This is a genomic window from Cohnella terricola, assembly GCF_007786475.1.
GTDB classification, from domain to species: domain Bacteria; phylum Bacillota; class Bacilli; order Paenibacillales; family Paenibacillaceae; genus Cohnella; species Cohnella terricola.
Window position 1 is genome coordinate 100,286 of record NZ_VNJJ01000006.1, and the last position, 24,275, is coordinate 124,560.

Annotated in this window: 22 protein-coding genes and 2 pseudogenes; 11 read left to right on the forward strand and 13 right to left on the reverse strand. The window is 53.2% G+C overall.

The genetic code is table 11. From position 1 onward, the window contains the following. Positions 1–6 precede the first annotated feature (6 nt). Entirely contained in the window at positions 7–1,752 is a 1,746-nt protein-coding gene (locus FPZ45_RS12415; protein WP_144701898.1) for a DUF4352 domain-containing protein, read from the forward strand. Between the two features lie 123 nt (positions 1,753–1,875). Here the strand turns inward: FPZ45_RS12415 and FPZ45_RS12420 are convergent, their stop codons facing one another. Together FPZ45_RS12420 and FPZ45_RS12425 are read right to left on the reverse strand one after the other, a co-directional pair. Then, entirely contained in the window at positions 1,876–3,186 is a 1,311-nt protein-coding gene (locus FPZ45_RS12420; protein WP_144701900.1) for a UDP-glucose dehydrogenase family protein, read from the reverse strand. A 12-nt stretch (positions 3,187–3,198) separates the two neighbouring features. Beyond that, a complete protein-coding gene (locus FPZ45_RS12425) occupies positions 3,199–4,359 on the reverse strand; it encodes a glycosyltransferase family 4 protein (protein ID WP_144701903.1) in 1,161 nt (386 codons plus the stop codon). Positions 4,360–4,489: 130 nt separating this feature from the next. Here FPZ45_RS12425 and FPZ45_RS25320 point away from each other — a divergent pair, with 130 nt between their 5' ends. After that, a complete protein-coding gene (locus tag FPZ45_RS25320; RefSeq protein ID WP_186438369.1) occupies positions 4,490–4,663 on the forward strand; it encodes a hypothetical protein in 174 nt (57 codons plus the stop codon). A 64-nt stretch (positions 4,664–4,727) separates the two neighbouring features. Here the strand turns inward: FPZ45_RS25320 and FPZ45_RS12430 are convergent, their stop codons facing one another. The 3 genes from FPZ45_RS12430 to FPZ45_RS12440 all read right to left on the reverse strand — a co-directional run bounded on the left by FPZ45_RS12430 (position 4,728) and on the right by FPZ45_RS12440 (position 10,308). Further along, the gene (locus FPZ45_RS12430) at positions 4,728–6,326 is read right to left on the reverse strand and encodes an AraC family transcriptional regulator (RefSeq protein ID WP_186438370.1); all 1,599 of its coding nucleotides are present in this window, start codon (positions 6,324–6,326) and stop codon (positions 4,728–4,730) included. 82 nt (positions 6,327–6,408) lie between these two features. Further along, the gene (locus FPZ45_RS12435) at positions 6,409–7,425 is read right to left on the reverse strand and encodes an ABC transporter substrate-binding protein (protein ID WP_144701909.1); all 1,017 of its coding nucleotides are present in this window, start codon (positions 7,423–7,425) and stop codon (positions 6,409–6,411) included. Between the two features lie 207 nt (positions 7,426–7,632). Further along, on the reverse strand, positions 7,633–10,308 hold the full coding sequence (locus FPZ45_RS12440) for a YhgE/Pip domain-containing protein (protein WP_144701912.1): 2,676 nt from the start codon (positions 10,306–10,308) through the stop codon (positions 7,633–7,635). A gap of 550 nt (positions 10,309–10,858) precedes the next feature. Here FPZ45_RS12440 and FPZ45_RS12445 point away from each other — a divergent pair. Next, the gene (locus FPZ45_RS12445) at positions 10,859–11,305 is read left to right on the forward strand and encodes a carboxymuconolactone decarboxylase family protein (RefSeq protein ID WP_144701914.1); all 447 of its coding nucleotides are present in this window, start codon (positions 10,859–10,861) and stop codon (positions 11,303–11,305) included. Here FPZ45_RS12445 and sigJ read toward each other — a convergent pair. The 5 genes and pseudogenes from sigJ to FPZ45_RS12475 all read right to left on the reverse strand — a co-directional run. Then, positions 11,298–12,197, reverse strand: a complete 900-nt coding sequence (gene sigJ, locus FPZ45_RS12450; RefSeq protein ID WP_246120428.1) for an RNA polymerase sigma factor SigJ — start codon at positions 12,195–12,197, stop codon at positions 11,298–11,300. The two genes, FPZ45_RS12445 and sigJ, sit on opposite strands and share 8 nt — an antisense overlap. A gap of 96 nt (positions 12,198–12,293) precedes the next feature. After that, on the reverse strand, positions 12,294–12,956 hold the full coding sequence (locus FPZ45_RS25325; RefSeq protein WP_186438371.1) for a hypothetical protein: 663 nt from the start codon (positions 12,954–12,956) through the stop codon (positions 12,294–12,296). A gap of 12 nt (positions 12,957–12,968) precedes the next feature. Continuing rightward, positions 12,969–13,514 carry a guanylate kinase gene (locus FPZ45_RS12465; RefSeq protein WP_144701923.1) on the reverse strand — a complete coding sequence of 182 codons (546 nt, stop codon included), beginning with the start codon at positions 13,512–13,514 and terminating at the stop codon, positions 12,969–12,971. 20 nt (positions 13,515–13,534) lie between these two features. Next, positions 13,535–14,233: an HNH endonuclease gene (locus FPZ45_RS25705; RefSeq protein WP_246120429.1), complete on the reverse strand. Its 699-nt coding sequence runs from the start codon at positions 14,231–14,233 to the stop codon at positions 13,535–13,537. Positions 14,234–14,372: 139 nt separating this feature from the next. Further along, positions 14,373–14,498, reverse strand: a pseudogene (locus FPZ45_RS12475) (NAD-dependent dehydratase); the annotation flags it as partial. 176 nt (positions 14,499–14,674) lie between these two features. Between FPZ45_RS12475 and FPZ45_RS12480 the strand changes: the two are divergent. From FPZ45_RS12480 to FPZ45_RS12505, 6 genes and pseudogenes are all read left to right on the forward strand, one after another. Then, complete coding sequence (locus FPZ45_RS12480; protein ID WP_144701927.1) at positions 14,675–15,328, forward strand: TetR/AcrR family transcriptional regulator; 654 nt, start codon at positions 14,675–14,677, stop codon at positions 15,326–15,328. Further along, the gene (locus tag FPZ45_RS12485; protein WP_144701930.1) at positions 15,303–16,568 is read left to right on the forward strand and encodes an MFS transporter; all 1,266 of its coding nucleotides are present in this window, start codon (positions 15,303–15,305) and stop codon (positions 16,566–16,568) included. The genes FPZ45_RS12480 and FPZ45_RS12485 overlap by 26 nt, the downstream gene beginning before the upstream one ends. An 82-nt stretch (positions 16,569–16,650) precedes the next feature. Next, on the forward strand, positions 16,651–17,715 hold the full coding sequence (locus FPZ45_RS12490; protein WP_186438372.1) for an LLM class flavin-dependent oxidoreductase: 1,065 nt from the start codon (positions 16,651–16,653) through the stop codon (positions 17,713–17,715). Between the two features lie 643 nt (positions 17,716–18,358). Continuing rightward, positions 18,359–18,697 (forward strand): DUF4234 domain-containing protein, encoded by a 339-nt coding sequence (locus FPZ45_RS12495; RefSeq protein ID WP_144701933.1) that lies wholly within the window; start codon positions 18,359–18,361, stop codon positions 18,695–18,697. A gap of 85 nt (positions 18,698–18,782) precedes the next feature. After that, positions 18,783–19,091: a DUF2752 domain-containing protein gene (locus tag FPZ45_RS12500; protein WP_246120430.1), complete on the forward strand. Its 309-nt coding sequence runs from the start codon at positions 18,783–18,785 to the stop codon at positions 19,089–19,091. 132 nt (positions 19,092–19,223) lie between these two features. Further along, a pseudogene (locus tag FPZ45_RS12505) lies at positions 19,224–19,517 on the forward strand (Crp/Fnr family transcriptional regulator); the annotation flags it as partial. Between the two features lie 32 nt (positions 19,518–19,549). On the opposite strand, the gene FPZ45_RS12510 reads toward FPZ45_RS12505, so the two are convergent. Continuing rightward, positions 19,550–20,908, reverse strand: a complete 1,359-nt coding sequence (locus FPZ45_RS12510; RefSeq protein ID WP_144701938.1) for an Nramp family divalent metal transporter — start codon at positions 20,906–20,908, stop codon at positions 19,550–19,552. A 218-nt stretch (positions 20,909–21,126) separates the two neighbouring features. On the opposite strand from FPZ45_RS12510, the gene FPZ45_RS12515 reads away from it, so the two are divergent. Next, complete coding sequence (locus FPZ45_RS12515) at positions 21,127–22,491, forward strand: TrkH family potassium uptake protein (protein ID WP_144701941.1); 1,365 nt, start codon at positions 21,127–21,129, stop codon at positions 22,489–22,491. Between the two features lie 35 nt (positions 22,492–22,526). Then, a complete protein-coding gene (locus FPZ45_RS12520) occupies positions 22,527–23,306 on the forward strand; it encodes a GNAT family N-acetyltransferase (protein WP_144701944.1) in 780 nt (259 codons plus the stop codon). Positions 23,307–23,459: 153 nt separating this feature from the next. On the opposite strand, the gene FPZ45_RS12525 is transcribed toward FPZ45_RS12520, so the two are convergent. Both FPZ45_RS12525 and FPZ45_RS12530 read right to left on the reverse strand, forming a co-directional pair. Continuing rightward, positions 23,460–23,828, reverse strand: coding sequence for an SRPBCC domain-containing protein (locus tag FPZ45_RS12525; RefSeq protein WP_144701947.1), 369 nt, complete (start codon positions 23,826–23,828; stop codon positions 23,460–23,462). Continuing rightward, the gene (locus tag FPZ45_RS12530; protein ID WP_144701950.1) at positions 23,825–24,274 is read right to left on the reverse strand and encodes an SRPBCC family protein; all 450 of its coding nucleotides are present in this window, start codon (positions 24,272–24,274) and stop codon (positions 23,825–23,827) included. Before FPZ45_RS12530 ends, FPZ45_RS12525 begins: the two co-directional genes overlap by 4 nt. Position 24,275: the final 1 nt, after the last annotated feature.

Sequence of the window (24,275 nt, forward strand, 5' to 3'; positions counted from 1 at the left end):
GACGATATGCATACAAAGTGGACAAAAACGGTGGCCGCCGTTCTTCTCACCGCCTCGATGACGGTAACGCCGCTGGCTGGAGCGGCATTTGCCGGTCAGGCTTCCACCGCTCAAAGCCAGGCGGCACAAACAGCTCAATCTGCGTATAAGAAGCTGACAGGCACCGTGTCGGCGCAACTGATCGGCGCCTTCATGGAGAGGTCATCCGACTCGACGATCGTCGGAGCGGTGGTTCGGCTTAAGAACGAAACCAGCAAAATCACGAGGGTACCGGATTACGAGCTCAGGATGACGACCAAAGACGGCGTGTCCTACACGCTCGCACCAAGCGCGGCGAATTCGCGAGCGATCCAACCGAAAGGCCAAGTCGAGCTAGTGTATACGCTGGCCGTGAAGCGTACGAACACCTTTGAATTGTCCAAGTTAACTTGGGTGGAGGTGGACGAATACGTCTACCCGCGTAAGGAAACGACACGACTTTCCATGGACCTTTCCGGAAAGGTATGGAAGAATGGGGAACCGGGCAGCGGCACATTCGGCAAGATCCAATGGGGACAGACGTTCCAGAATGAGCTGCTGTCGCCGACAATCGCTTATACGTCGGCAGGCGTGTACCAACAGGTAAAGGCGCAAGGCAACGTAACCATCGTAACCGTGAAAGCGACGAATACCGGCAAGGAAACAGCCTATATTCCCGATTTTGCAATTAGCGGATCGGATGGAAAGAAGCTTTACGCCGGGGAGAAAGCGGATAACAAGTCCGAGGTGCTCGGAGCCGGAGAAAGCCGCAACCTGATCTTCGCGATCCCGACTCCCCCGAGTGTCAAGCTCAGCGAACTTGTAGTGACGAAGCCGGCGCGTTACCAAGCGCCGGATGGAAGCGAACTGGTCCGCCATGTCGGGTATATGAGCATAGGATTGCCGACGACAACCGGATTTTCTCTGGCCAGCTTGGGCAACTACGAGTTTGGGAAGCCTATCGCGCTGGATCCTTCTAATGAGCTGGTAGATAAAGACGTGCAGATTTCTTTGGTCGAGCTGCATCTGCATGACAACCAAGGTGACGGATACAAGACTGCCATCGCGAAATTCAAGCTGCAGAACACCGGCAAGCAGGCTGCCGTGCTCCCGGCGTTCCAAGCGGAGCTCACGAACGGGGAAGGCTACACTTACATTGGCGACCGCCAAAACGTAAGCACGCAGCGGCTCATGCCCGGACTAAGCCATGTGGTCAGCTATGCATTTAACGTGCCGAAAACAGAGGAAGAAGGGCGCTTTGCCCTGCGTCTGCTGGAAGGCAGCACGATCGACGCGCCTTACAGCACTCCGTTCGCGCAGCTCGGCGTTGCTGTGCAGAACGAGGCGGAGGATTCGCAGATTTGGAACCTGTATCCTTTCCAAGTAGAGATGAAGTATTGGTGGCTCGGCGCAGTGGGGGATACGGTCCCGTTCATTTCCTACACCTATAAGTTGACGCTTGATTTAGATATCAAACGGACGGACGACATCGTTGTTGACGCTGGCTTCTCGAAGCTGAAAATTGATATCGCAGATAGCTTCGGCGTCGTGCTAGGTTCGGAAACCTTCTCCTTTGTCGGTCCGAATCGTTTGATCAGCGGAAAACAGACGCTCCGCTTCGATAACCTGCGCACCGAGCAGTATCAATACCCGCTGACGGTAAACATTTACGAGGTCATTGATACGCCGTCCGGCGAATCCGCTCGTCTGATTCAGACGCTGCAGCAAAAGTAAGATAAATGAAACCGCCCGGTATACGGCGTTCCACAATGGAGCCCCGTATATCGGGCGGTTTCGTGCTTTACATCATTAGCGAATTGTGGCTAACGGATTTCAGAGCCCTTATTTTCAAGAAGCCTACCGGCCGACCGCCATGAACGCGAAGCCGAGACGGCGCATCTCGTTACGATCGAGCATGTTCCTTCCATCTAGTAGAACCGGCGTTTCCATTCGCAGCTTGATGTCCGCCCAATCCAGTTGCCGATACGCCTCCCAATCCGTGACGATCACGGCGGCATGGGCTCCGCGCAAAGCCTCTTCCGGGTCCTGAACAAACGAGATTCTCTCGGCAAGACTTGCGTGCAAATCGCGAAACCCGGCAATACCGAGCGGATCGGTCGCCAGAACGGAGGCCCCCTCTGATAGCAACGCTTCTATAACGGATATCGCTGGCGTCTCCCTGACGTCGTCGGTTCCCGGTTTGAAGGCGAGCCCCAGCACGGCAATCCGTTTTCCTCCCAGCACCCATAACTGCTCGCGGAGTTTACGAATCATGCGCTGCGATCTTTCGCGATTGATCTGCATTACCTGTTCCAGCAAGCCGAAGTTAAGGCCGTACGACTTGCCGATATGCGCGAACGCGCGAAGATCCTTCGGGAAGCAGGAGCCGCCGAAGCCCGGACCGGCTTTCAGGAAATCCGGACCGATCCGCTTGTCGTAGCCGATGCCTTCGGCCACAAGCGCAACATCGGCTCCGGTCTCCTCGCATAGATCGGACACCATGTTGATATAGGAGATTTTGGTCGCCAGAAAAGAATTCGCCGCATACTTGATGATCTCTGCCGTATGGGAGTCCGTGAACAGCTTCGGGCAATCGAAAGAGCGATAAACGTCCTCCATCAACGATTTTCCACGCTCCGATGCGACGCCGACGACGATTCGGTCCGGATGCATGAACTCTTTCACGGCCGCCCCCTCTCTTAGAAACTCGGGATTGGAGGCGATCTCCAGGTTCGCCTTTCGGCCTTTGGCGTACAAAGCGCTCATTTTCTCTATCCAACGGCCGGTACCTACGGGGACTGTGCTCTTGACGACGACTAGCTTGTATTCCGAATCGAGACTGCTTTCCACGATCTCCTTCGTCACCGCTTCGATCTGCGACATATCCGCACTGCCGTCCGGTCTCGAAGGCGTACCGACACAGACGAATAGCACCTCGGACGCCTGGATCGCTGACGGACTGTCGTCCGTGAAAATCAGCCGTCCGTCCTTCAAGTTGCGGACAAGCATCTCCTGAAGCCCCGGTTCATAGATCGTGCTGACGCCCTCTTGAAGTTTATTCCGTTTGACGCGATCCTTCTCGACGACCCGCACTTTGAAACCCAGATCGGACAAGCAGACGGCTGTCACCAATCCAACATATCCCGCTCCGAATACGCCTATGTTCATGGCAAAGTCCTCCTATATAACCTGTAAGGCCGGGACCGATGCTTCTTCGATATCCGCAAGCAGCCTTGCGAAGACGCCGTCCCACGAACGGACAGAAGCTTCCCGTACGCCCGCCGCCGACAAGATTGTTCTCAGCTCAGCGTCGCCATGCAACCGGGACAGAGCTTCCGCGAACGCATCCGCATCTCCCGGTGGGCAGAGAATGCCGTTATCGCCGTGGCGGACATTGTCCGGGACCGCTCCGCCTGCGGCGCCGATAACGGGAAGACCGCAAGCCATCGCTTCCAGAACGACGTTGCCGAACGTCTCGGTCGCGGACGGGAAGAGCATGACATCCGATCCGGCCATAACGCGCCTGAGCTCGGACTGCGGCAGCGCCCCGAGGAATCGGGCCGGAACACGTAGACGTTCCGTTAGCGTCCGTATGCTCTCGACGAAGGGACCGTCCCCCGCCAGCAGCAGCTCCGCATCGATGCCGGTATTCCGAATGAACCTGCTTACGGCCTCCACCGCCACCTCCGTTTGCTTCTCCGGAGCGAGCCGACCGGCGTACAGCACCGTAAACCGATCGCGGCTCAAGCCTAACGCATCTCTCAGCCCTTCCCGGTCGAACTCCGGCCGGAATAACGACGTATCGACTCCGCGACTCCAAATACGAAGCCCTTCCCATCCGTCTGCCCGACACTCCTCCAACACGGATGGCGATGGCACGTAGATACGCTTGCAAGGGCGGTGAAACCAATTCATGTATTTCCAGGTCGCTTTGGCGAGCCATTGAAGGTTGTAAAAGGGCAGGTAACGTACGTAGTGTGTGTGATGCGAAGCGACAAGGGGTATGCCGTGCTTTAGCGCAAGCTGCCTTCCCGTCACCCCGACGCCGAAGGGCGTCGCGACGTGGACGACGGTCGGATTAAACTCGAGAAGCTTGCTTTCCGCTCCGGCCATTTGCGGTACCGCGAACCGAAGCTCAGGGTACAGGAAGAACCTCATACTTCTCAGCCGCTCGGCCAAATCCGGCGCGGGGTCCTCCTTTCTCGGCCGCGAGGGAGCGAACACTTGACACGCGACTCCGCGCGAACGCAAGTAAGCAGTCCATCTCTCCAACGTCTTTGCCACCCCATTCATCTCTGGGGCATACGTATCGGTAAACAAGGCCAATCGAATCTCCGGCATTCGAAGCACCTCCATACGATTTGCTTTAATCGTAGCAAGACGAAGTTATCGGAGTATCAACCGTGCATAAAAGAATCGCCATTTCCGAATACTAATCTTTGGATTTGATCGATGCAAAGGAGCGATTTTCTTGGCTAATAACCGACAACAACTCTCCAAGGCGGAAGTTCAGACGACACCGCTTAACAAAATGCCCGTCCCCGGGGAAGACGAAGTGGGATTCACCGCCGAGGACGCGGCCGAGGTGTTTGAACAGAACGGTTCGGCAAACCGAATCGCCGATCATCAGGGCGAAAGGGAATAGAAAAGGAAAGGCGCATGCACCTCTATGAGATGCATGCGCCTTTCTTCTGAAACTTTCTGCTAGTCTACCTATCCGCTTGGGATAAACCCAGCATTCTCGCAACGTCCACTAGCTGTCCCGACAAGGAAATCGGATCTTCCATTAGCCAATCCGTCGTCAGCGAATAGACTTGATTTTTCTTGACCGCGGGAAGGTCTCTCCAGATCGGGCTCTCATTCAAGCTTCGCATATCGCGAACGGAATCGGGATCGTCGGAAACGACCACAAAGAGATGGTCACCCGAATATCGACGGATCTCCTTCAAGGGAATGTCCTCCTTGAAAGGATAGCCTCCTTTCGTCCGAACGCTGCTCACGATAGAAGGCGAAGCCAGCTTTAAATCCCGATAAAGAATAGGCATATCGTAATAGACTTGAAAATTTCGCGGAAGCCCCCTCGTCCAGAAAAACGATGCCGTCGCTCCCCCGAGCTTTTTTTCTGCAATCTCACGCGTCCGTTCGAGTCGTTCTGAGTAATCTGCGATCCATTTTTCCGCCTCCCGGCTTCTGCCGATCCATTCCGCAATGTAGCGAAATCGTTCGAAGAACGGCATCGACCACGGAACGCTAAGAGAGGGCGCAATCTTGGCGTAATCCTCGTAATGATGTCCGTCGAAAGTCAGGATCACGTCGGGTTTCAGTTCCGTCAGGCTTGCCAAATCCGGTTGGACGACGGAGTTTCCGATCCGGGCGATTCCTTCCGTCATTCCGCGAAAGTAGCCTCCGGCAAGCAGTTTCTCGGGAGCCCCGGCGGGTTTAACCCCTAGGGCTAGCATCTCACCCAAGTATTGCATCGCGGCTACGCGGATATTCTCTTTCCGCAAATGGACGTAGACGCGGGGAGATACGCTCGTATACCGTTTGAAGCTGCGGCTGAAATGGAACGGATCGCGAAAACCGGTGCTCGCGGCAATCTCCTGGATCGAGTCGCCGGAAGTCAGCAGCAATCGTTTGGCCCGGTTCAGCCTTTGCTCGATCAAATATTCGATCGGACTCTTACCGGTCATTTTTCGGAACAGCCGCGAATAGTGCCTTGTCGACATACTGGACATCTCCGCCAATTGCGCCAAAGAGAGATCCAGCGAGTACGAAGTCTCGATATAGTTGATCGTTCGGTTTACCGCCCGCGCGGCATCGTCATCCCGTCCTTTTTCTTCCGCCTTTAGCGCCAAATGAATCATTTCCTGGAAGAGCAGGTGATTGCCGTATTGGTCGGCTTCTTCCTTGAGATGTCTATTTTCGAACAACGCTCGGGCCGACTCGATCATGCGAGCAAACGGGACGATGCGATACTCTCCCTCCGGAAGAGAAACCACCGTCTTGTGCCGCTTCTTGCGCAACGAGACAGGCAGGAATTCCAATACATAAGCGCTTAGCGGATATTCGGAGGAATTATCCAGTTCCATGGCAATGCCAGGAGGGAAAATAAAGCTTTTGCCGAATTCAAGGCAGAACTCTCGCCCGCCAGTGATGAGGGATCCCGCGCCTTCCCGGGAAACAATCATCGTATGCCGTCCGGTTTGCCGAAGCTGCCGGCGGGATAGCGGCTCGCAGTTCTCGATGCGAATTTCCTCCCAAACATAGACCGTCGATAACCGCGTCGACGAATTTCTAGCATTGGACAAAATAACTTCCACCTCCGGACGCGAAAAGGGAAGTTCTTCGTCCTGCGGAAGAACTCCCCTTGCTCCTTCTTGACTTCGACCTTTAATTTGAAAGCAGCCGAACCGCATCCTCCAGTTGGGCGCTAAAGGACATGATGTCATAAGAGAACCATAACTTATCGTCGACGACGTAGACCTTATCGTTCTTAACGGCCGGAAGGTCCTTCCACAGCCTGCTCTTCTCGATCTCGTTAACGAAATCCGGATCGTTGCCGAATTTGACTAAGAACAGGCGATCCGCCGACGCAAATTCCGGAAGTTTCTCCATCGAGATCGAAAGACCTTGGCTATTGTTGCCTTTCTCCCACTCTTCCTTCACGTAATCCGTCATCGGGAACCGAAGCGTCTCAAACAAAGTATAGCCGACGTTTCCCGGCCCGTACACTCGGAGTTGGCCTTTCTCGTAACCTCCGATGACGACAGCTCCGAACGTTTCCCCGTCCTTGACGAATTCGGCCAGCTTGACCCGGGCTTCTTCGCTTTTTTTATGAAAAGCCTGGGTCCATTGCTCCGCTGCTTCGGTTTTGCCAAGCAGATCGGCCACATCTTGGAGATGTTGGAACGGATCTTTGCCTTCCCATCGCACGACGACCGTAGGCGCAATCTTGCTTATCTGGTCCAGTTTGTCCTCATTCCATTCCGCCACGATGATCAGATCGGGCTCGAGCGTCAACGCTTTTTCCAAGTTCAGTTCGTTAGCCGGCCCAACATCCTCAATGCCGCCGATTTGATCCTTAATAGAGACGAAACTGGTAAGTAGGTGGCTTGCGGCTCCGACGGGCTTGACGTCGAGCGCGATCATCTGCGGCAAGTATTGCGACGTAATGACCCGCTGCGGATGCGCCGGGATGACGACTTCCCTGCCGAGTCCGTCTTTATATACCCGGGTGTCGCCCTCAGCTTCCGAGCCTGATTCGCTGGGCGCAGACGAAGGCGAGACCGACGACTGCGCCGTTCCCGAGGTCGAAGGGGAGATATCGTTCTTCCCGCATGCGGCCAGAACCGCGACTACAAGCAGCAAGATGGCAAGAACCCCGTATGTATTTCGTTGATGACGCATTTCTATTCCTCATTTCTAATTAATAATGATAACCATTATCAATGATAGCAAATTCGTCCGCCGTCAGCCATGTCGTATCCGGACATCGAGGATGAAAGATTCGGACGACAAACGTATCCAATTACGCAACAAGGCCCTCCCGCAATCCCAAACGGGAAAGCAGGAGGGCCTGCGTGCCGACGAACGCCAGACTCGCCACGGGGCGGCCTAGGCGATGATTTTCGTTTTCTTGGCGTTCTCCGTCGACTTCCGGATCACTCCGCTCAGCGGGCGTTTCAGAGCAAGAGCGAGCACTAGGCTGAGCGCGATAAAGCCGATTAGGAAGGCAATATCACGAAGTGCCGTCGACCATAGAATGCCGCCGACCGCTTCCCGAAGCAGACTGATCGCGTACGTAAACGGCATGAACGGATTCAGAGCCTGGAAGAAGGGCGAAGCCGTACTTATCGGGAACGTGCCTCCCGAGCTGGAGAACTGAAATACCATGAAAATAATCGCGATGCCCTTGCCTACGTTTCCAAAAACGGACAATAGCGTATAGGTGATCGTCACGAACACAAGGCTGACCAACATCGCGAAAAGCACGAACTCAAGCTTATCCGCTACATAAGTATCCAGGATAAAGAAATCTCCGAGCGTGATGGCCAGCGCTTGGCACATCCCGATCGTCGCGAACGTTCCGAGCCGACCGAGGTAAAGCTGATAAGGCTTATACCGGTTTTCCTCGTTGTTCGGATCCGGCTTCAGCAACGAGATCAGCAGCGTCGCTCCGACCCATAAGGAGAGCACGCCGTAGAAAGGCGACATCGCCGAGCCGTAGTTCGGGATCGGATATTTCCTGTTTTCCTTAATCTGCACGGGGGCCGACAGAAACTCGCTTTCCTTGCGAATATCGCCCCTTAGCAGCTTGGCCAGTTCTGCGAAATGATTATTCTCTTCGACCGCCCGGAGCTTATCCGCCGCTTGGCGTACCGCGCTTTCCAATTGGGGAAGATCGTTGCGGACAAGACCGGCTACCTTGTGCACGCCGTTCTCGACTTCCGGTAGCTTGTTGCGGACAAAATCGGCCAGCTTGGAGAGCTCCCGCTCCGCTTCCGGCAGATCGTTCTTCCCGAACGCGGCAGCTTCGTCGAGCTTCTTGCCGATCGCAGGCAGATCGTTCTTCACGAACGGGGCGGCCGTATTGATCGCTTTCTCGAATGCTTCCGCTTTGCTTTGGAAAGATACCGCCAGCTCATGTACTTTCGCGCGAATCTCCGGGAGCTGTCCCTGGATCTTGCCCAGCTCCGCTTGTCCGAATTCCAGACCGGCTCTCGTATCCGCGAGGATCGCTTCGACATCCGGCAGCTTGGACTTCGCCGCTTGAAGCTTGTCGGCGGCGGCTCCGGCCGTCGTCTTGAGCTTCTGGATGCCTTGAGCGATCGCTGGGACGATCTCGCTGTCATAACGGGACAAGATGCTTCCCAAATCTTCGCTCGTCTGTTTCGCCAATTGGTTCAATTGCTGGACCATTTGGCGAGCGGGTGCCTTCCCTTTCTCCAACGCCGATCCGATCTCGCCAAGAATCTCCGACTGGCGATGCATGCGGTTAGCCGCGTTATCGATCCGCTCGATCGTTCCCGTCAAGGGACTTCCGGGCAGATACGCGTTGATGCGTCCTAGCAGCGATGAAGTACGGTCCAGCGCGCCTGCGACTGCCGTCAATTTGTCCCTTGCGCCGTATATTTCGTCGGCGGTCGGCCATGTATCGGGATCAGCGTTTAACAATTTATCGGAAAGCAGCGCAATGGTGTCCGCGGCCTGTTGCGCCAAAGCCAGATTCTGCTTGATGACCGGGGCAATCGCCGAGAACGCACCATCATTCGATGCTAGAAACTCATTCAGTTGATCGGCGAAAGCCGCGCCTTTATCTGCGATCTCCGCGATTCTCGGCAACGCGTCTTGCGCCGCCGCGACGATTTCCATCGCTTTGGCCGTTTTGTCCGACGCTAGGGAAATCGCGTCCGCGACTTTGTCGAAGTTGCTATCCAGCTCTTGAACCTTGGCCGCAGCCTGCTTGATTTCCGGAAGTTTGCTCTGAATGACAAGCACCTCCGACGCGGCCTCGCTAATCTTAGGCCAGTTCTGCTGGATTTGCAGCAAGTAACCGGCGGCTTGCTCGATTTCGGGAATTCGCTGCTCAACTTCCGGAATGATCTGCGCCTTGGCGTGAATTTCCGGAAGCTTTTGCTCGATCTCCAGCACCTTCTGACCGGCGGCCCGAATTTCCGGCAGCTTGCTCTCAAGCTCGAATATGCCGTTCTCGATCTTGCGAATGGTCGGCAACTGCTCTTCGACTTGTACGCCGACTTCCTCCAGCTTGGTCAGCAGCGCTTCGCTGACCGCCTCCGTGAAATTTTCGTTGATTTGTTTCGTTATCGATGATACACCCGAAGAGGTGATCTTCGGCGCAATGGCATTGACTTTCTCGTTAACGGTATACACGACTTCCGGCCGATCCAGCCTGCCTTCGGCGATTCCGGTAATTCGCGCGGAGAAATCCGCCGGAACGAGAATACTCGCGTAGTATGTACCTTTGTCCACGCCCCGCTCCGCTTCTTCCCGATCGACGAAAGTCCATCCGAGCTTCGGATTTTGGCGTAAGCTTTTCACCAACTCGTCCCCGATATTCACTTGCTTATCCAGAACGGTCGCCCCTTGGTCCTCGTTCGTGACCGCCACCTTCACGCCCGACGTGTTGGCGTAAGGATCCCAGACCGATTTGATATTGACCCAATCATACAGACAAGGGAGAAGAATAATCGCCAGTATTAAAAAGACTCCGGTAGGCACTTTGAAAATATTGACCCAATCCGTTTTGTAAATTTGCCATATGGACCGCATGAATACATCACCTGCAACGTTAGGATGAAGAGACTTGGATGTGTATAACCGATATTTCAACTGACAGCTTAACATGAAAGGGAATATTCGGAAAGCCGTCCCTTCTTCGCCTTATCGTTCCTTGTTCGGGTGATTTTATCAACGGCGGCTCGGGGACACTAATAAGAAAACCGTCAGGGAAAATCATCACCCTGCTCAAACAGCAGACAGTATCGTCGATACTCCGGGTAGGGCTTCAATTGGACCAATCTGCATGAAATTTCATATACATTTTCGGATTTCATCTCCGTTTGGCCATTTTTGTATGAAATTTCATATATAATCTCCACTCTCGCCCACTTCGCGACCATTTCTGTATGAAATTTCATTTATAATCGGTGCGTTCGGTGTGTAAACAGCGCATTATGTATGATTTTTCGTATAACACCGACCCGTATTGCCAATGCATAAATTGCGAAGAATGTATCCCGTCCGGCCGCATGTCACAATTAAGGCGCGTGTTCTGTCTTATTCTTGAGAACCAAAAACAAACCGCAAGGAGAGATTGGAAATGGAACTTAGAATGAATTACCGCAGCGTCAATCCGGAGGCGCTCAAAGCGATGCTTGGACTCGAGCAGTGGATTCAGAATAGCGGGCTCGATCGCAAGCTCTACGATTGGATCAAGCTGCGCGCGTCGCAGATCAACGGCTGTTCGTATTGCATCGATACGCACTCCAAGGATTTGATTAGCATGGGGGAGTCCGTGGAGAAAGTCATGCTTCTGACCGCTTGGCGCGAAGCGCCCCAATTCTCCGAAAAGGAGCGCGCCGTACTGGAGTTGACCGAGTGCGTGACTAGGCTTTCCGAGGCGGGCGTCCCCCGCGAAGTGTACGATCGAGTGCTCGCCCATTTCGACGAGAAGCAGTTCGTCGATCTGATTATGGCGATCAATGCGATTAACAGTTGGAATCGAATCGGCGTGTCTACCGGAATGTTCCCCGGCTGCTTTAGTTAAAACGTGTTAGCTTATCCGGATTGACGACCATGTAGAGACGGCGGATACGGGGGCCTTCGGGCTCCCGCTCCGCGCATAGGACGTACGCGACCCGCCCCTCCCGGCGTAATGCCAAACCAGTCTCGCCGCCTTGCAGAAGAACGGTCTCGAACCCTTCTTTAAAAGTGCCTTTGGCCGTCAAGCTTTCGAAGAAAGCCAACACACGTCCGATTCCGAGAATCGGGTTGATCGCCGCGCGGACTTTGCCGCCCCCGTCGGTGATAAGGGTTACGTCTTCAAGGAGGAATGCCGTCAGCGGCTTGAAATCTCCCGTATCCGACGCGCGAAGGAACGCTTCGACGAAGCTTTTCTTGGCCGATCCCTCGGACTCGTCCAATATTTGCTTCGATTCATCTGCCGCAACCTTCGCCTTTGCCCGGCTGAACGTTTTCCGGCAGCTCATCTCCGTACGATTCAGCATCTCTGCGATATTGCCGTATTCGAATCCGAACGATTCCTTCAAAATATAGATCGCCCTCTCCAAAGGAGTCAGCCGCTGCAGCAGCACGAGGTAAGCGTAGCCGACGTTTTCTCGGCGTTCTGCCGGATCTGAAAACGAGATGCCTTTGTCATCCGGCATTGGCTCGGGCAGCCATGGCCCCGTATATACTTCGCGCCGGCGGCGCGACGATTTGAGCAAGTTGATGCATCGGTTGGCCGTCATTTTCGTCAAATACGCCTTCTCGTCCCGAATCCCTTCGGCTTCCATCCGCATGTAATGAGCAAACACATCTTGCACGATATCTTCCGCGTCCGCCGCGATCCCCAACATCCGGTAAGCGAGTCCGAACAGCCGCGGGCGATAGGTTTCGTAAGCTTGGGCAAGCAGCATCGGCAATCCCCTCCCGTTCATGATTCTTACCTCTATAATATGACAATACACGAACGGATTTCGTGACGTGAAGAACGATCCATATATTGTTTGCTGTTACGGACCTGACCTAACGGTCTACCAGACCGTTACAGGGTCCCTGGTCGGAGTTTCGACGGCTCTAACGGTCTGCGAGACCGTTACAGGGTCCCTGATCGGTGTTTCGGTGGCTCTAACGGTCTGCCAGACCGTTACAAGGTCCCTGATCGGTGTTTCGACGGCTCTAACGGTCTGCGAGATCGTTGCATGATCCCTGGTTGGAGTTTCGACGGCTCTAACGGTCTGCGAGACCGTTACAAGGTCCCTGATCGGTGTTTCGGTGGCTCTAACGGTCTGCCAGACCGTTACAGGGTCCCTGATCGGTGTTTCGACGGCTCTAACGGTCTGCGAGATCGTTGCATGATCCCTGGTTGGAGTTTCGGTGGCTCTTACGGTCTGCCAGACCGTTACAGGGTCCCTGATCGGTGTTTCGGTGGCTCTTACGGTCTGCGGGACCGTTACAGGGTCCCTGATCGGTGTTTCGGTGGCTCTTACGGTCTGCGAGACCGTTACAGGGTACCTGATCGGTGTTTCGACGGCTCTAACGGTCCGCGAGACCGTTACAGGGTCCCTGGTCGGAGTTTCGACGGCTCTAACGGTCTGCGAGACCGTTACAAGGTCCCTGATCGGTGTTTCGGTGGCTCTAACGGTCTGCGAGACCGTTACATTGCCGACGAATAAAGGGAAGCCGCAGTTACGCACTACGGCTTCCCTTTATTTTCCCAATCCTTCCCGGATAAAGTCGGTCAGCATATCGATTTTGCCCTTGTTGTCGTCCGTATTGTTCAATATCACATCGCAATGGGAGAGCTCGGCGATTTCCCTATCGAAGGAGCTCAATCTCGTTCGGATCTCCTCGAAGCCGTGTCCGCGCAAGCTTAGGCGCTTCTCGCAGTCCTCCTTGCTCGCTTTGATCCCTATTAACAGCACGTTGTCGCGAAACATCGCTTTGACTTTCCGACTGCCGGCCCCGTCCAGAATCATCGACTTCATCTCCGAATCGCGAACGGTTTCCTCGATCAGCTTGAGCGGCGTGCCGTAAAGGTTGCCGTGATACTCCGTCATCTCCAGCATTTGTCCGAGTTCATACAACCGTTCCATCTCGGATCTGCTCTTAAAATGGTAATCGACACCGTCCGACTCCCCCTCCCGGGGTGAACGTGAAGTCCACGTTACGATTCGGGGAAGACCTAACCGCGATTGGATCGTGCTCTTCCCCGAAGCGCTTGGTCCCTGAAGCACGACTAGACAAATAGACATAACTGTTCCTCCGGCCGTTGTCATCTCATATTTCTAACGAATTCGTCGACATCCTTGTCCGCCTTCGACTGATTGCACTCGTTGCACGCGCAAACGCAGTTGCGCGGGGTCGTATGGCCGCCTTTGGCGCGTGGCAAAACATGGTCGATCGTATCTCCATATTGCCCACAGAAGTAGCATGTATAATTATCCCGCGTCAGAATCAGATTACGGAATTCCTTGTTGCTATATATGCGACGGATCGTATGTCGGTTAACGACCACGGCCGCCCGTTCCCGCACAAGCGTAACGGCCAGTTCCGGGTCGACTTCCTGGTACCACGAACGTCCGTTATCGCCTTTGCCGCGCATGCGAATAAAACCCTGCTTCGTCGGCCTAAGGCCGGATGGGTCTTCCGGGTCGAGCTTGATTTTCGGCTTTGTCGCAACCTCTCCACGAACCGCTCCAGGAGCGTTCGATGCGGGCTTCTTCCTCTTCCGCCTGCGGCGAGTAGTAGGAGGATGCTCTTTGACAGCCGCAGCCTTCGTCGGATTCTCGTTTCGAGGAGGGAGTTTCACTTCCGGGACGCCCGCTATTCTGCATGTCCGGCATGTCCCTCTCCGCCTTCTTCTTCCCGCCCTGCGACCGCTTCTGGAGGCGAATTCGTCCAGAGGCTTATACGCTTGGCATTGTACGCATAATTTGATCGCCGTAGCCGGCGACTGTATTGAATGATCCATATCGATAGTCATACTCCGAGTATAGCATACCAGACAAATCATGGAAGTCCGTAGAACGGTCTAAGAGACCGTTACAACACTTGCATTTGGCCGAATTTGAGCGAAAAAGGGGCAGCCCCTAACCATAGTTATGGGACAGCCCCGCAGGCACCCTGTCCGTGCGCGTCCCCCGGTTCAGAAGATACAACTCGCAGCCTTGTTCGGCCAATTGCTTCGTAATCGCGGAACTGATCGTTCCCGTTCCTCCGATAAACAATGCTTTCATACAGCCACCTCCGTGAATGTCGGGAAAAGTAGGAAAACGTTTCCTCCCTACATTACCACGTCTCCACGTTCCTTGCGAACGATCAGTCAAATCATTATTTACACCGACACGTGTGTCATTTAGAATAAACCACATTAGCGACATGCGTGTCATTTTGAACGAGGAGAGAAGACGACATGTCCCCTAAGATCACCGAAACCCATCGAGAAAACAAACGCAAGGAAATACTGGAAGCCGCCAAACGGGTTTTCATCCGTCAAGGTTATCTGGCATCCACCATGAAAGACGTCGTGGAAGAGTCGGGCCTGAGTCGCGGAGGCGTATACCTGTACTTCTCCAGTACGGAAGAGATGCTGCTGGACATGTTCCAAGAAGGGGATCACGCTAACGACGTGCAAGTGGAAGACTTGTTAACCAGTTTCCCGACCGTGTGGACGGCGTTGAACGCTCTATTCGATCATCTACAAGAGGAACTACTCCATGTGGGTGAAAGTTTGATTCCCGTATTGTATGAAGCATTAATGGCCGGATGGAGAAAACTGACCTACGCCGATCTGATGAACGTCCGATATGCGAACGCCGTGGTTCGAATCGCGGAAATGCTGCAGGAAGGCATCCGACGGGGCGAATTCCGCCCGCTCGTCGACGTGGATACGATGGCCCGCATGTTCATTACGCTGAATGACGGTATCATGGTCGAGGCCATTCAGTTTGGAGCAGAGCATGCGCGGACGAAGAAACAAATCGACGCTTTTCGGCAAGCGTTCAAGCATTTGCTAGGTATAACCGAGGAGGAAACACCCAATGAAAGAATTATTCAAAAATCGTAATTTCATGAACATGTTCCTCGCCACGATCGCCTCCCAATTCGGTACAATCGTAGGCAATATGGCGTTCGCTTTTTATCTCCTGGACCGCTTCGCCTCCCAGCCCGGTTATGCGTCGCTCGCAGAATTGATGTATTCGTTGCCGACTCTGCTCGTCTTCTGGCTGGTCGGAGTTGCAGCCGACCGCTTCGATCGCCGGAAGATCGCGGAACACTCCGGATGGATCCGGGTCGGGATCACGGCTTTGCTGATCGCGGCGCTGTACGTCGATTTGCTGCCGCTTGCTTTCATTTTGCTGTTCCTACGAAGCGCGGTTTCGAAATTCTATGCGCCGGCGGAAGCCGCATTGCTGCAGGGTATACTAAAGCCAGAGCAATACGAGCAGGCTTCTGGACTGAATCAGATGCTCATGGGCGTATTTATGCTATTCGGCGTCGGCCTTGGCGCGACCGCTTATCACACGATCGGCATTATGGGAGCGGTGCTCATGGACGGCATTGGGCTTTCCTTGTCGGCGATGCTAATCCGGCGATGCCGAATTTCCAAGGACGTGACGCAACCGAACGGTCCCGCTACGTTGAAGTCGTTGCGCTTCAGCGAGATTAAGAGCGACTTCACGGAAGGGCTGCGCTATATCAGGAGCAAGCCGCTTCTGCTTGCGCTCGTCAGTGGATTCCTGCTCTTCGGGTTACTTAATGGAGGATTCGCCGTCCTGCCCTTGTATACGATGAAATACAAACTGGCGCCAGACCATTATACGTTTTACTCGTCGTTGTTCGCCGTCTTCTTCGGGATCGGCGTATTGATCGGCAGCGTGCTCGGCACGACGATCGTGAAGAAGGTAAAACCTCACGCGATGATTGCGTACGGTCTGCTGGTTTCGGGATTGCTCGCATTCGGGCTGTTATGGGTGGATAATCCGTGGATCTATCTCAGCTTAGTACTCTTGATCGGCATCGCGATGGCGCCCGTTAATATCGCGATCGGCGGCTGGCTGCCCTCGCTCGTCGAGCCCCGCCAGATGGGGCGCGTCTCGGCCTGGAACGATCCGCTGCTCATGCTAGGCCAATCTACGGCGCTCGGATTGATTGCATGGCTATATCCGCGTACGATCGGACTCAACTTTATTTACGGGTCTTTGTGCGTCATATTGATCCTAGCTTTCGCGTTTTACGCGATTTCCTTATCCAGATTGGTGCGGAAGGACAATCTATCCGGGACTTCCTCTGCCGTTCAATCTTAGCGAATCGTCATCTTTAACTTACTAAAGTTGAGAAACATTAATTTATATAGTAAAATGAATTTACATAAGGAGGCGAATTGCCATGGCCGACACGACACCGAATATAGAGTTAGGAATAAGTACGTTTCTAGAGACGGCGAAACACCCGGTAACCGGTCAATCGACGAGCCACGCGGAGCGACTGCGCCAAGCGGTCGAAGAGATCGTGCTTGCCGATCAGGTCGGCTTGGACGTCTACGGAATCGGAGAACATCACCGTCCCGATTATGCGAGCAGCGCGCCCGCCGTCGTATTGGCCGCCGCGGCAGCCATGACCAAACGGATCAGGCTCTCTAGCGCCGTGACCGTGTTATCCTCGGACGATCCCGTCCGCGTCTATCAGTCCTTCTCAACGTTGGACGGCATCTCGAACGGGCGGGCGGAAATTATGGCGGGCAGGGGTTCATTCATCGAATCGTTCCCCCTGTTCGGTTACAACCTGAACGATTACGACGAGCTGTTCGATGAAAAGCTGGAACTGCTGTTAAAGATTCGAGAGTCGGAGAAGGTGACTTGGCCGGGCGGCCATCGCCCCGCCATTCAGAACCTCGGCGTGTATCCGCGCTCTGTCCAAGATCCACTTCCAGTATGGATTGCCAGCGGCGGCAGTCCGGAATCCGTCGCCCGGGCAGGAGCGCTCGGTCTCCCGCTCGCGCTTGCCATTATCGGCGGAATGCCGGAACGGTTCGCTCCATTAGTTGACCTATACAAGAAAGCCGCTGCGCAGGCCGGTCACGATCCGGCCACGCTGCCGATTTCCACGCATTCGCACGGATTCATCTCGGATACGACGGAACAGGCCGCAGACCTGATCTACCCGTCCGTACAATCGCAGATGAACGTGTTAGGCCGCGAGCGGGGATGGCCTCCCTACAGCCGGGATTCCTTCGACGCGGCGCGAAGCCTTCGAGGCGCGCTCTATGTCGGCGATCCCGAGTTCGTCGCGGAGAAAATCGTACTGCTGCGCCGGCATTTGGGAGTCAACCGCTTCTTCCTGCATGTCGACGTCAGCAATATTCCGCATCGCGAAATTCTTCGTACGATCGAACTGCTCGGCACCAAAGTCGCGCCGATCGTGCGCAAAGAAATCGCGCGTATCGAAGCCTAGCGATTCAGCCATGAGAACTGCGATTGCGTCCTTGCGACGCAATCGCAGTTTTTTTTAGTGTTAAGAATGGATATCTCTTTCAGGAGGAATAGACTTCACGGTGTGCCTTTATCGGTATTGTTGCAGACTCCTCAGCTGTTTTTATCGACCCGCATAATCCAATAACGATAGAAATCATTGCTATTGTATGAAATCGGAGTGATAGCTGAGCGATTAGCGATCCAAAACATCGTGCTTAGCTGGATAGTAGCGGTCAATGAACACGTTTTCGACGAACAACGATAAAGAACATCGCTATTGTGGCACCACAACGAGCCAATAAATAGATTAGCGATGTTACACAACGTTATTCGGGGGTCAGCTGTTCGAGCACCATCAGGACGATCTTCCCTGACGGTTTTTATCTATCCCACTTTCCGGTCGTGATCTATAATGGTAATGCCTGTAACCCTATCAGCCGAGGGAGAAGTGACGATCGATCGTGCGATCAAGGCTTTTCAATGGTAAAATTTGTCTTGAATCTAATCATTTGATTGATTAAGATAGCAATGTCGATTTTTCTTTTATTTTGTTGAACTGACAAAGAATGAATCGATTGTTCGAATTTATGCTTCAAGTACACAATCTAACGGGACGGTGTGGAATGATTCAACAAAGAAGCATTGCGACTGCAATTATTTTGACCTTGATCACCTGCGGGATTTACGGCATCTACTGGTTTGTCGTGCTTACCAACGATGTCGGCAAACTGAGCGGGGATTACTCGTTCACGGGAGGAAAGCATTTCCTGCTGACCTTGGTCACTTGCGGAATCTGGAGCTTCGTATGGGCCTACCAGATCGGCCAGCACGTCGCGGCGGCGCAGCGGCAACGCGGATTAGCGACTACGGACAATTCGGTTATGTACATTATATTGACGTTTTTTGGCCTGAGTATCGTGACGTACGCTTTGGTCCAATCCGATGTCAACCGACTGGCTTAAGGCAAAGCTCGACCACAAGAGACGCCCCCATGTCATATGGGGCGTCTCGCTTGGTGTCGGGGGGTTATTGTATCTGAAGGTCTGGTTGCCTTTAACCAAGATAGGCATCCCCTGCATTTTTCACGAGATAACGGGACTGTACTGCCCGGGATGCGGCGCTACAAGAGCCGCCACGGCCTTGTTGAACCTGGATTTCCCCCAAGCTTTCCGCTACAACTCCATCCTGTTCTTCCTACTGCCCATGTACGCAGTCTACTACGCGGCCGAGAAGAACCGGTTGCGGCCACTCAGCAAAGTCATGATGACCGCCATGCTCGTCCTGACCCTCGCGTTCGGAATATTGCGGAATATTCCGGAATTTGCTTGGCTTGCCCCGACAGTAATTCGCATATGAAACCTGCCCTTCGGCAGGCTTTTTTGTTTTCGTCAACGCGTAGACGTCAATGTCGGATTTGAAAGGAAAGGACTGGTCACCAAAAATAAGCTTAGCGCCGGTAGAGCGAGAGCGGACATGAAAGCAATGGACATGAAAAACCTCCTTCAGAAGTATATGGCGATATTTACGACTTTTAACGAAGAGGACCAACTCTCCGTCTTGGACGACATCGTCGTTCAAGAATACAAAAAAGGAACAACGCTCCTTAGACAAGGCGATGTTCCCGATAGCTGTTATTTCGTATTGCAGGGATGCGTCAGGCAATATTCCGTGGACGAATCGGGCAAAGAGGTCACTTCCAACTTCTTCACGGAAGAGCAAGCCATTACGATCTTTAACCGTCAGAAACAGGACAAGTCCTCCGCGTACTCTTTAACCTGTCTGGCTCTGCGTGCGCGATGTTAGCACCCGTTCGATCAGCCCAAATCATGGCCGGTAACGATGATATAGACGACCAGGAAAACATTAAGGACCAGAATGACGCCCGTAGACAACCAAGATAATACTTTAACCCACGTTCGGTTTGCGAATTCGCCCATTTTTCTTTTGTCGCTTGTGAATAACACAAGCGGAATAACAGCAAAAGGCAATTGCAAGCTGAGCACGACCTGGCTCCAAAGGAGCAAATCCCCCGTCCCCCTCGATCCGGCTATCCACGTAACGATAAAAGCAGGCACCACGGCAAGTAAGCGGGTAATAATCCGACGAAGCCAAGGGGAGACTCTTAAATGCACAAACCCTTCCATGACGATCTGTCCCGTTAGAGTACCGGTAATGGTCGAGTTCTGACCGGATGCCAGCAAGGCGACCGCGAATAAGGTGCTCGCTATCCCTACGCCAACGGTCGGACTCAACAGTTCGTACGCTCCTTCTATCTCGGAAACGTTTAATCCGGTTCCATGGAAAGCGGCGGCACCCAGGATCAAAATGGCGGAATTGATCAAAAAGGCGAACGTTAACGAAACATTCGAATCGATGACGGAGTATTTCAAAGCTTCCTTACGCCCTTCTTTCGTGCGTTTGTACTGCCGCGTTTGCACGATCGAGGAGTGCAAATATAGGTTATGGGGCATGACCGTCGCCCCCAGAATACCTAATGAAATGAACAGCATTTCGGGATTGGAGACAATTTCGAACTTCGGAACGTATCCTCCCAGCAATGCGGACACTTCAGGTTTTGAAACGATAACTTCAAAAGCGAACACGACGAATATCGTCGCCATTAACACGATAATGATCGATTCGATGATCCGAAATCCCTTTTTCTGCAAAAGCAATAAAAGCAGAACGTCGAGCGTGGTAATCAATATGCCCAACAATAGCGGAATTCCAAAGAGTAAGTTGAGGGCGATGGCAGATCCGATCACTTCTGCCAAATCGGTCGCAACGATCGCTAGTTCGGTTAGAATCCAAAGAATGAATGCCGTTTTTTTGCCGACCGCATCCCGCGTAGCCTGCGCTAAATCCCTTCCGGTCACGATCCCAAGTTTTGCCGACAGCGATTGAAGCAGCATCGCGATCAAATTAGATATGAGTATAACGGATAACAGCGTATAGCCGAAACGTGCCCCTCCCGCAATCGATGTCGCCCAGTTTCCCGGGTCGACATAACCTACGGCCACTAAAGTACCCGGCCCTGCAAAAGCGAAGAACTTTCTCCAGAAACCAGCTTTGTTCGGAATTTTAATGGAGTTATTTACTTCCTCTAGACTTATGTTGGAGCTTTGGCGAAGCCATCCCGTTTTTTCCGCCTCCGACTCGATTTGACTGCTCATTGTCTCACCCTTCCTGAGAATGCTCATAGTTAGTTATTTTTGCACTAGGTAAACTTTATTTGTAACAGGCAAATTTTATTCCTTAGCGAAATAAATTGCAAGTCTTTTTTGAACGTCAAAGCGACCTCACCTTCCCTTTACAAGCGAAAAGGTAAGTCGTATGATGATCTCTATTCATATCGCTAATTCTCCGTGTAAGATTGAAGGGATGCACGTCCATGTGGGGTAAGATAAGAAGTTGGCTGGAGAAACGATCGCCCGCGCAAGTCATTACCGGATATTACTTGCTTGCCGTAACCGCCTCAATCTTGCTGTTCAGCATCCCGGCGGTTCATCGGCCCGGGGTAAAGGTATCTTTCTTCGACACGATCTTCATGGCCGTCAGCATCGTAAGCGATACGGGGCTGAGCGTCTTTAACGTCTCGGAAACGTATAGCACGTTCGGATACTTCGTCATCATGCTCGTGCTGCAATTCGGGGGCATCGGCATTATGGCCATGAGCACGTTTTTCTGGATTTTGCTGGGCCGCAAAATCGGATTGCGCGAGCGCCGCCTAATCATGGTCGACAATAATCAGTTCGCCCTATCGGGACTTGTGCATTTGGTTAAGGAGATTCTGAAAATCGTCATCGCGACCGAGTTGATCGGGGCGGTGATATTCGGCTTTCACTTCTTGAACTATTTTCCTACGTGGAAAGAAGCCTTCCTGCAAGGCCTGTTCGCATCCGTAAGCGCGACAACGAACGCCGGAATGGATATTACGGGACAGTCGCTCACCCCTTTTGCGCATGACTATTTCGTGCAACTGGTTACGATCGTGTTAATCATTTTCGGAGCGATCGGTTTTCCCGTGCTCATCGAGGCGAAGGCATTCTTATCCCGCAGAAAAGAGAAGATTCAAGCGCCGTTCCGTTTCTCGCTGTTTGCCAAGCTCACGACTTCGACGTATGGGATTTTGCTCGTCATTGGGACCGTCTTGATTCTGCTGTTCGAGTATCATCATTATTTCAAAGGTTTGAGCTGGCACGAGAGCTTCTTCTATGCCTTCTTTCAAGCGACGACGACAAGAAGCGCGGGGCTGACGACGATGGATATTACCCAGTTCTCGCATCCGACGCTTCTGGTTATGAGCGTGTTCATGTTTATCGGTGGGTCGCCGAATTCGGTCGGCGGAGGAATCCGAACGACCACGCTGGCGCTGAATATATTATTCATTTATCACTTTGCCAGAGGAAATCGCGAGATCAAGGTGTTTAACAGGCAGCTTCATCAAGACGACGTGATGAAATCTCTAGCCATCACGCTGCTAGCGATCGTAATGTGCTGCGCATCAGTCGTAGCGATCAGCATATCCGACAACCGCCATCAGTTGATCGCCATATTTTTGGAAGTGTGCTCCGCCTTCGGCACCGTCGGATTGTCGACGGGAATTACTCCGGATCTGAGCATCTTCGCGAAGTGCATTCTGATGGCGCTAATGTTCATCGGGAGAATTGGCCTGACCTCTTTCCTATATATCATCGGAGGCGAGAAAAAGGACACGAAGATTCATTATCCCGTCGAGAGGGTCATTACGGGGTGACTTGATCGGTCGCCTACGATCTGGAGGAATCATATATGACAAAAGATGAAGTCATTCACCTGTTCAATAAAGAACAGCGAATCGAAATCACTTATCCGGGTTTCCGGCGCGAAGAAGTCGGACAGGTCGTCCGGCAGGTCTCCCTTGAAGGTGAGGATGGCTTTGTCCTCTACTCTGATCTGGAACAAGGAACGGTCGAAGAGGTCGTTCGCGAACAATTAGCTTATTTTCAAAAGTTGAACCAGACGTTCGAGTGGAAAGCGTATGACTACGACAAGCCCGATAACCTGGTCGATATTTTGCGGGCATATGGCTTCGAGATCGGTGATCCCGAGGCTTTGTTGGTTATGCAGCTGCATGAAGGGCACCCTCTTCTAACTTGGCCGATTCCAACTGAGATACGCCAGGTCACGGAGGATGCCGGCATTGACGACATCATCTTGTTGGAAGAAGAAATATGGAACGAGCCGCATGAAGATCTCGGCGAGCGTTTAAAGCGCGACCTTCGAGACGATAGCGAAGACCTGTCGATTTACGCTGCTTATGCGGGCGGTAAAGTCGTTAGCGCAGCATGGATGTATCTGCATCATGGCACTTCGTTCGGCAGTCTGTGGGGAGGCTCTACGCTGCCGGATTATCGTCGCAAAGGGCTTTACACTTCCTTGCTTGCCGCACGAGCGCAAGCCGCCTGGCATAAAGGATTCCGGCTATTAACGGTGGATGCCAGCCCTCTGAGCCGCCCGATCCTGGAGAAACACGGGTTCGAATTCCTTGGCTATTCTTATCCTTGCGTTTCGCCGGCACAGCTGAGTTGATGAAATATATTGAACTTTACAGGAAGGCTAGATAGAAAGCCCGCACAGCAAAAAAGGCACCCCTAGGGTGCCTTGCGAAAGCTAGGAAGTCATTTCACACAGCAACTCGCCAAGTCGGTCGAAGTTCTGTTCGTTGGCTTCCGCGCAATAGACTTAGACTTTTTCGAACATTTCCTTGTTTTTGAAACATTGGCGAAAAACCAACTTCGTTCGGCTTCCCAGATCTTCAAACGTTGCATTCACCCGGAATTCAGGGCCGGACAAATGATCGATCACGACTCGCTCATGCGGCACGATCTCGACAAAAACGCTTTCGTTAGGGTAATCCGCGCCATTCGGTCCGTGCATCGTAAACCGCCATGTACCGCCCGGCCGGATGTCGCACTCGTGAAACGTATTCGTAAAGCCGCGCGGCCCCCACCAACGCGCCAGCAAATCGGGGGTCGTCCAAGCTCGATACACGAGCTCTCTTGGGAAATCGAATTCGCGCGAAGAAATCACTTCGTTATCGCCGCGGCTCACTCCCCGGCCTCCTCTTCAAGCAGTTTCCCAAGCGCGTTCAGCATTTCCTTCGTCCCATGCTCCCGGATTTCCGGCGTATCGTGTCCGTCCAAAAAGGCGCCTTGCTCCGTAAAAATGAGCTTCGTGCTACCCTCCGACGGGATCAACTCGATCGTTGTAATCGAGACGGACATGCGCGTGCCGTCGGCGTCCAGCGTGTACGTATAAACAATCCGCTGCTCCGGAACAAGCTCTTGGTAACTGGCATCGAAAGTAAATACCGGCCCTCCCGGCGGTCCGCCGCTGCTATACTCCCGTCCGCCGACCCGAAATTCGAAAATATCAGGCTTCGAATACCACTTGGCCTTCGTTTCAGGGTCGGCCCATGCTTGGTACACCCGCTCCGGCGAAGCGGCATACGTCCGCTCGACAACGAAGGTCGCATGTTTCACGAATCGTTCTTTCATC

Coding starts and splice junctions, on each gene's coding strand:
- FPZ45_RS12415 (WP_144701898.1), top strand. CDS start 7: ATGCATACAAAGTGGACAAAAACGGTGGCCGCCGTTCTTCTCACCGCC.
- FPZ45_RS12530 (WP_144701950.1), bottom strand. CDS start 24,274: ATGAAAGAACGATTCGTGAAACATGCGACCTTCGTTGTCGAGCGGACG.
- FPZ45_RS12520 (WP_144701944.1), top strand. CDS start 22,527: ATGACAAAAGATGAAGTCATTCACCTGTTCAATAAAGAACAGCGAATC.
- FPZ45_RS12420 (WP_144701900.1), bottom strand. CDS start 3,186: ATGAACATAGGCGTATTCGGAGCGGGATATGTTGGATTGGTGACAGCC.
- FPZ45_RS25705 (WP_246120429.1), bottom strand. CDS start 14,233: ATGGATCATTCAATACAGTCGCCGGCTACGGCGATCAAATTATGCGTA.
- FPZ45_RS12425 (WP_144701903.1), bottom strand. CDS start 4,359: ATGCCGGAGATTCGATTGGCCTTGTTTACCGATACGTATGCCCCAGAG.
- FPZ45_RS12435 (WP_144701909.1), bottom strand. CDS start 7,425: ATGCGTCATCAACGAAATACATACGGGGTTCTTGCCATCTTGCTGCTT.
- FPZ45_RS12485 (WP_144701930.1), top strand. CDS start 15,303: ATGAAAGAATTATTCAAAAATCGTAATTTCATGAACATGTTCCTCGCC.
- FPZ45_RS12440 (WP_144701912.1), bottom strand. CDS start 10,308: ATGCGGTCCATATGGCAAATTTACAAAACGGATTGGGTCAATATTTTC.
- FPZ45_RS12490 (WP_186438372.1), top strand. CDS start 16,651: ATGGCCGACACGACACCGAATATAGAGTTAGGAATAAGTACGTTTCTA.
- FPZ45_RS12445 (WP_144701914.1), top strand. CDS start 10,859: ATGGAACTTAGAATGAATTACCGCAGCGTCAATCCGGAGGCGCTCAAA.
- FPZ45_RS12495 (WP_144701933.1), top strand. CDS start 18,359: ATGATTCAACAAAGAAGCATTGCGACTGCAATTATTTTGACCTTGATC.
- FPZ45_RS12480 (WP_144701927.1), top strand. CDS start 14,675: ATGTCCCCTAAGATCACCGAAACCCATCGAGAAAACAAACGCAAGGAA.
- FPZ45_RS12515 (WP_144701941.1), top strand. CDS start 21,127: ATGTGGGGTAAGATAAGAAGTTGGCTGGAGAAACGATCGCCCGCGCAA.
- FPZ45_RS12510 (WP_144701938.1), bottom strand. CDS start 20,908: ATGAGCAGTCAAATCGAGTCGGAGGCGGAAAAAACGGGATGGCTTCGC.
- sigJ (WP_246120428.1), bottom strand. CDS start 12,197: ATGAACGGGAGGGGATTGCCGATGCTGCTTGCCCAAGCTTACGAAACC.
- FPZ45_RS12465 (WP_144701923.1), bottom strand. CDS start 13,514: ATGTCTATTTGTCTAGTCGTGCTTCAGGGACCAAGCGCTTCGGGGAAG.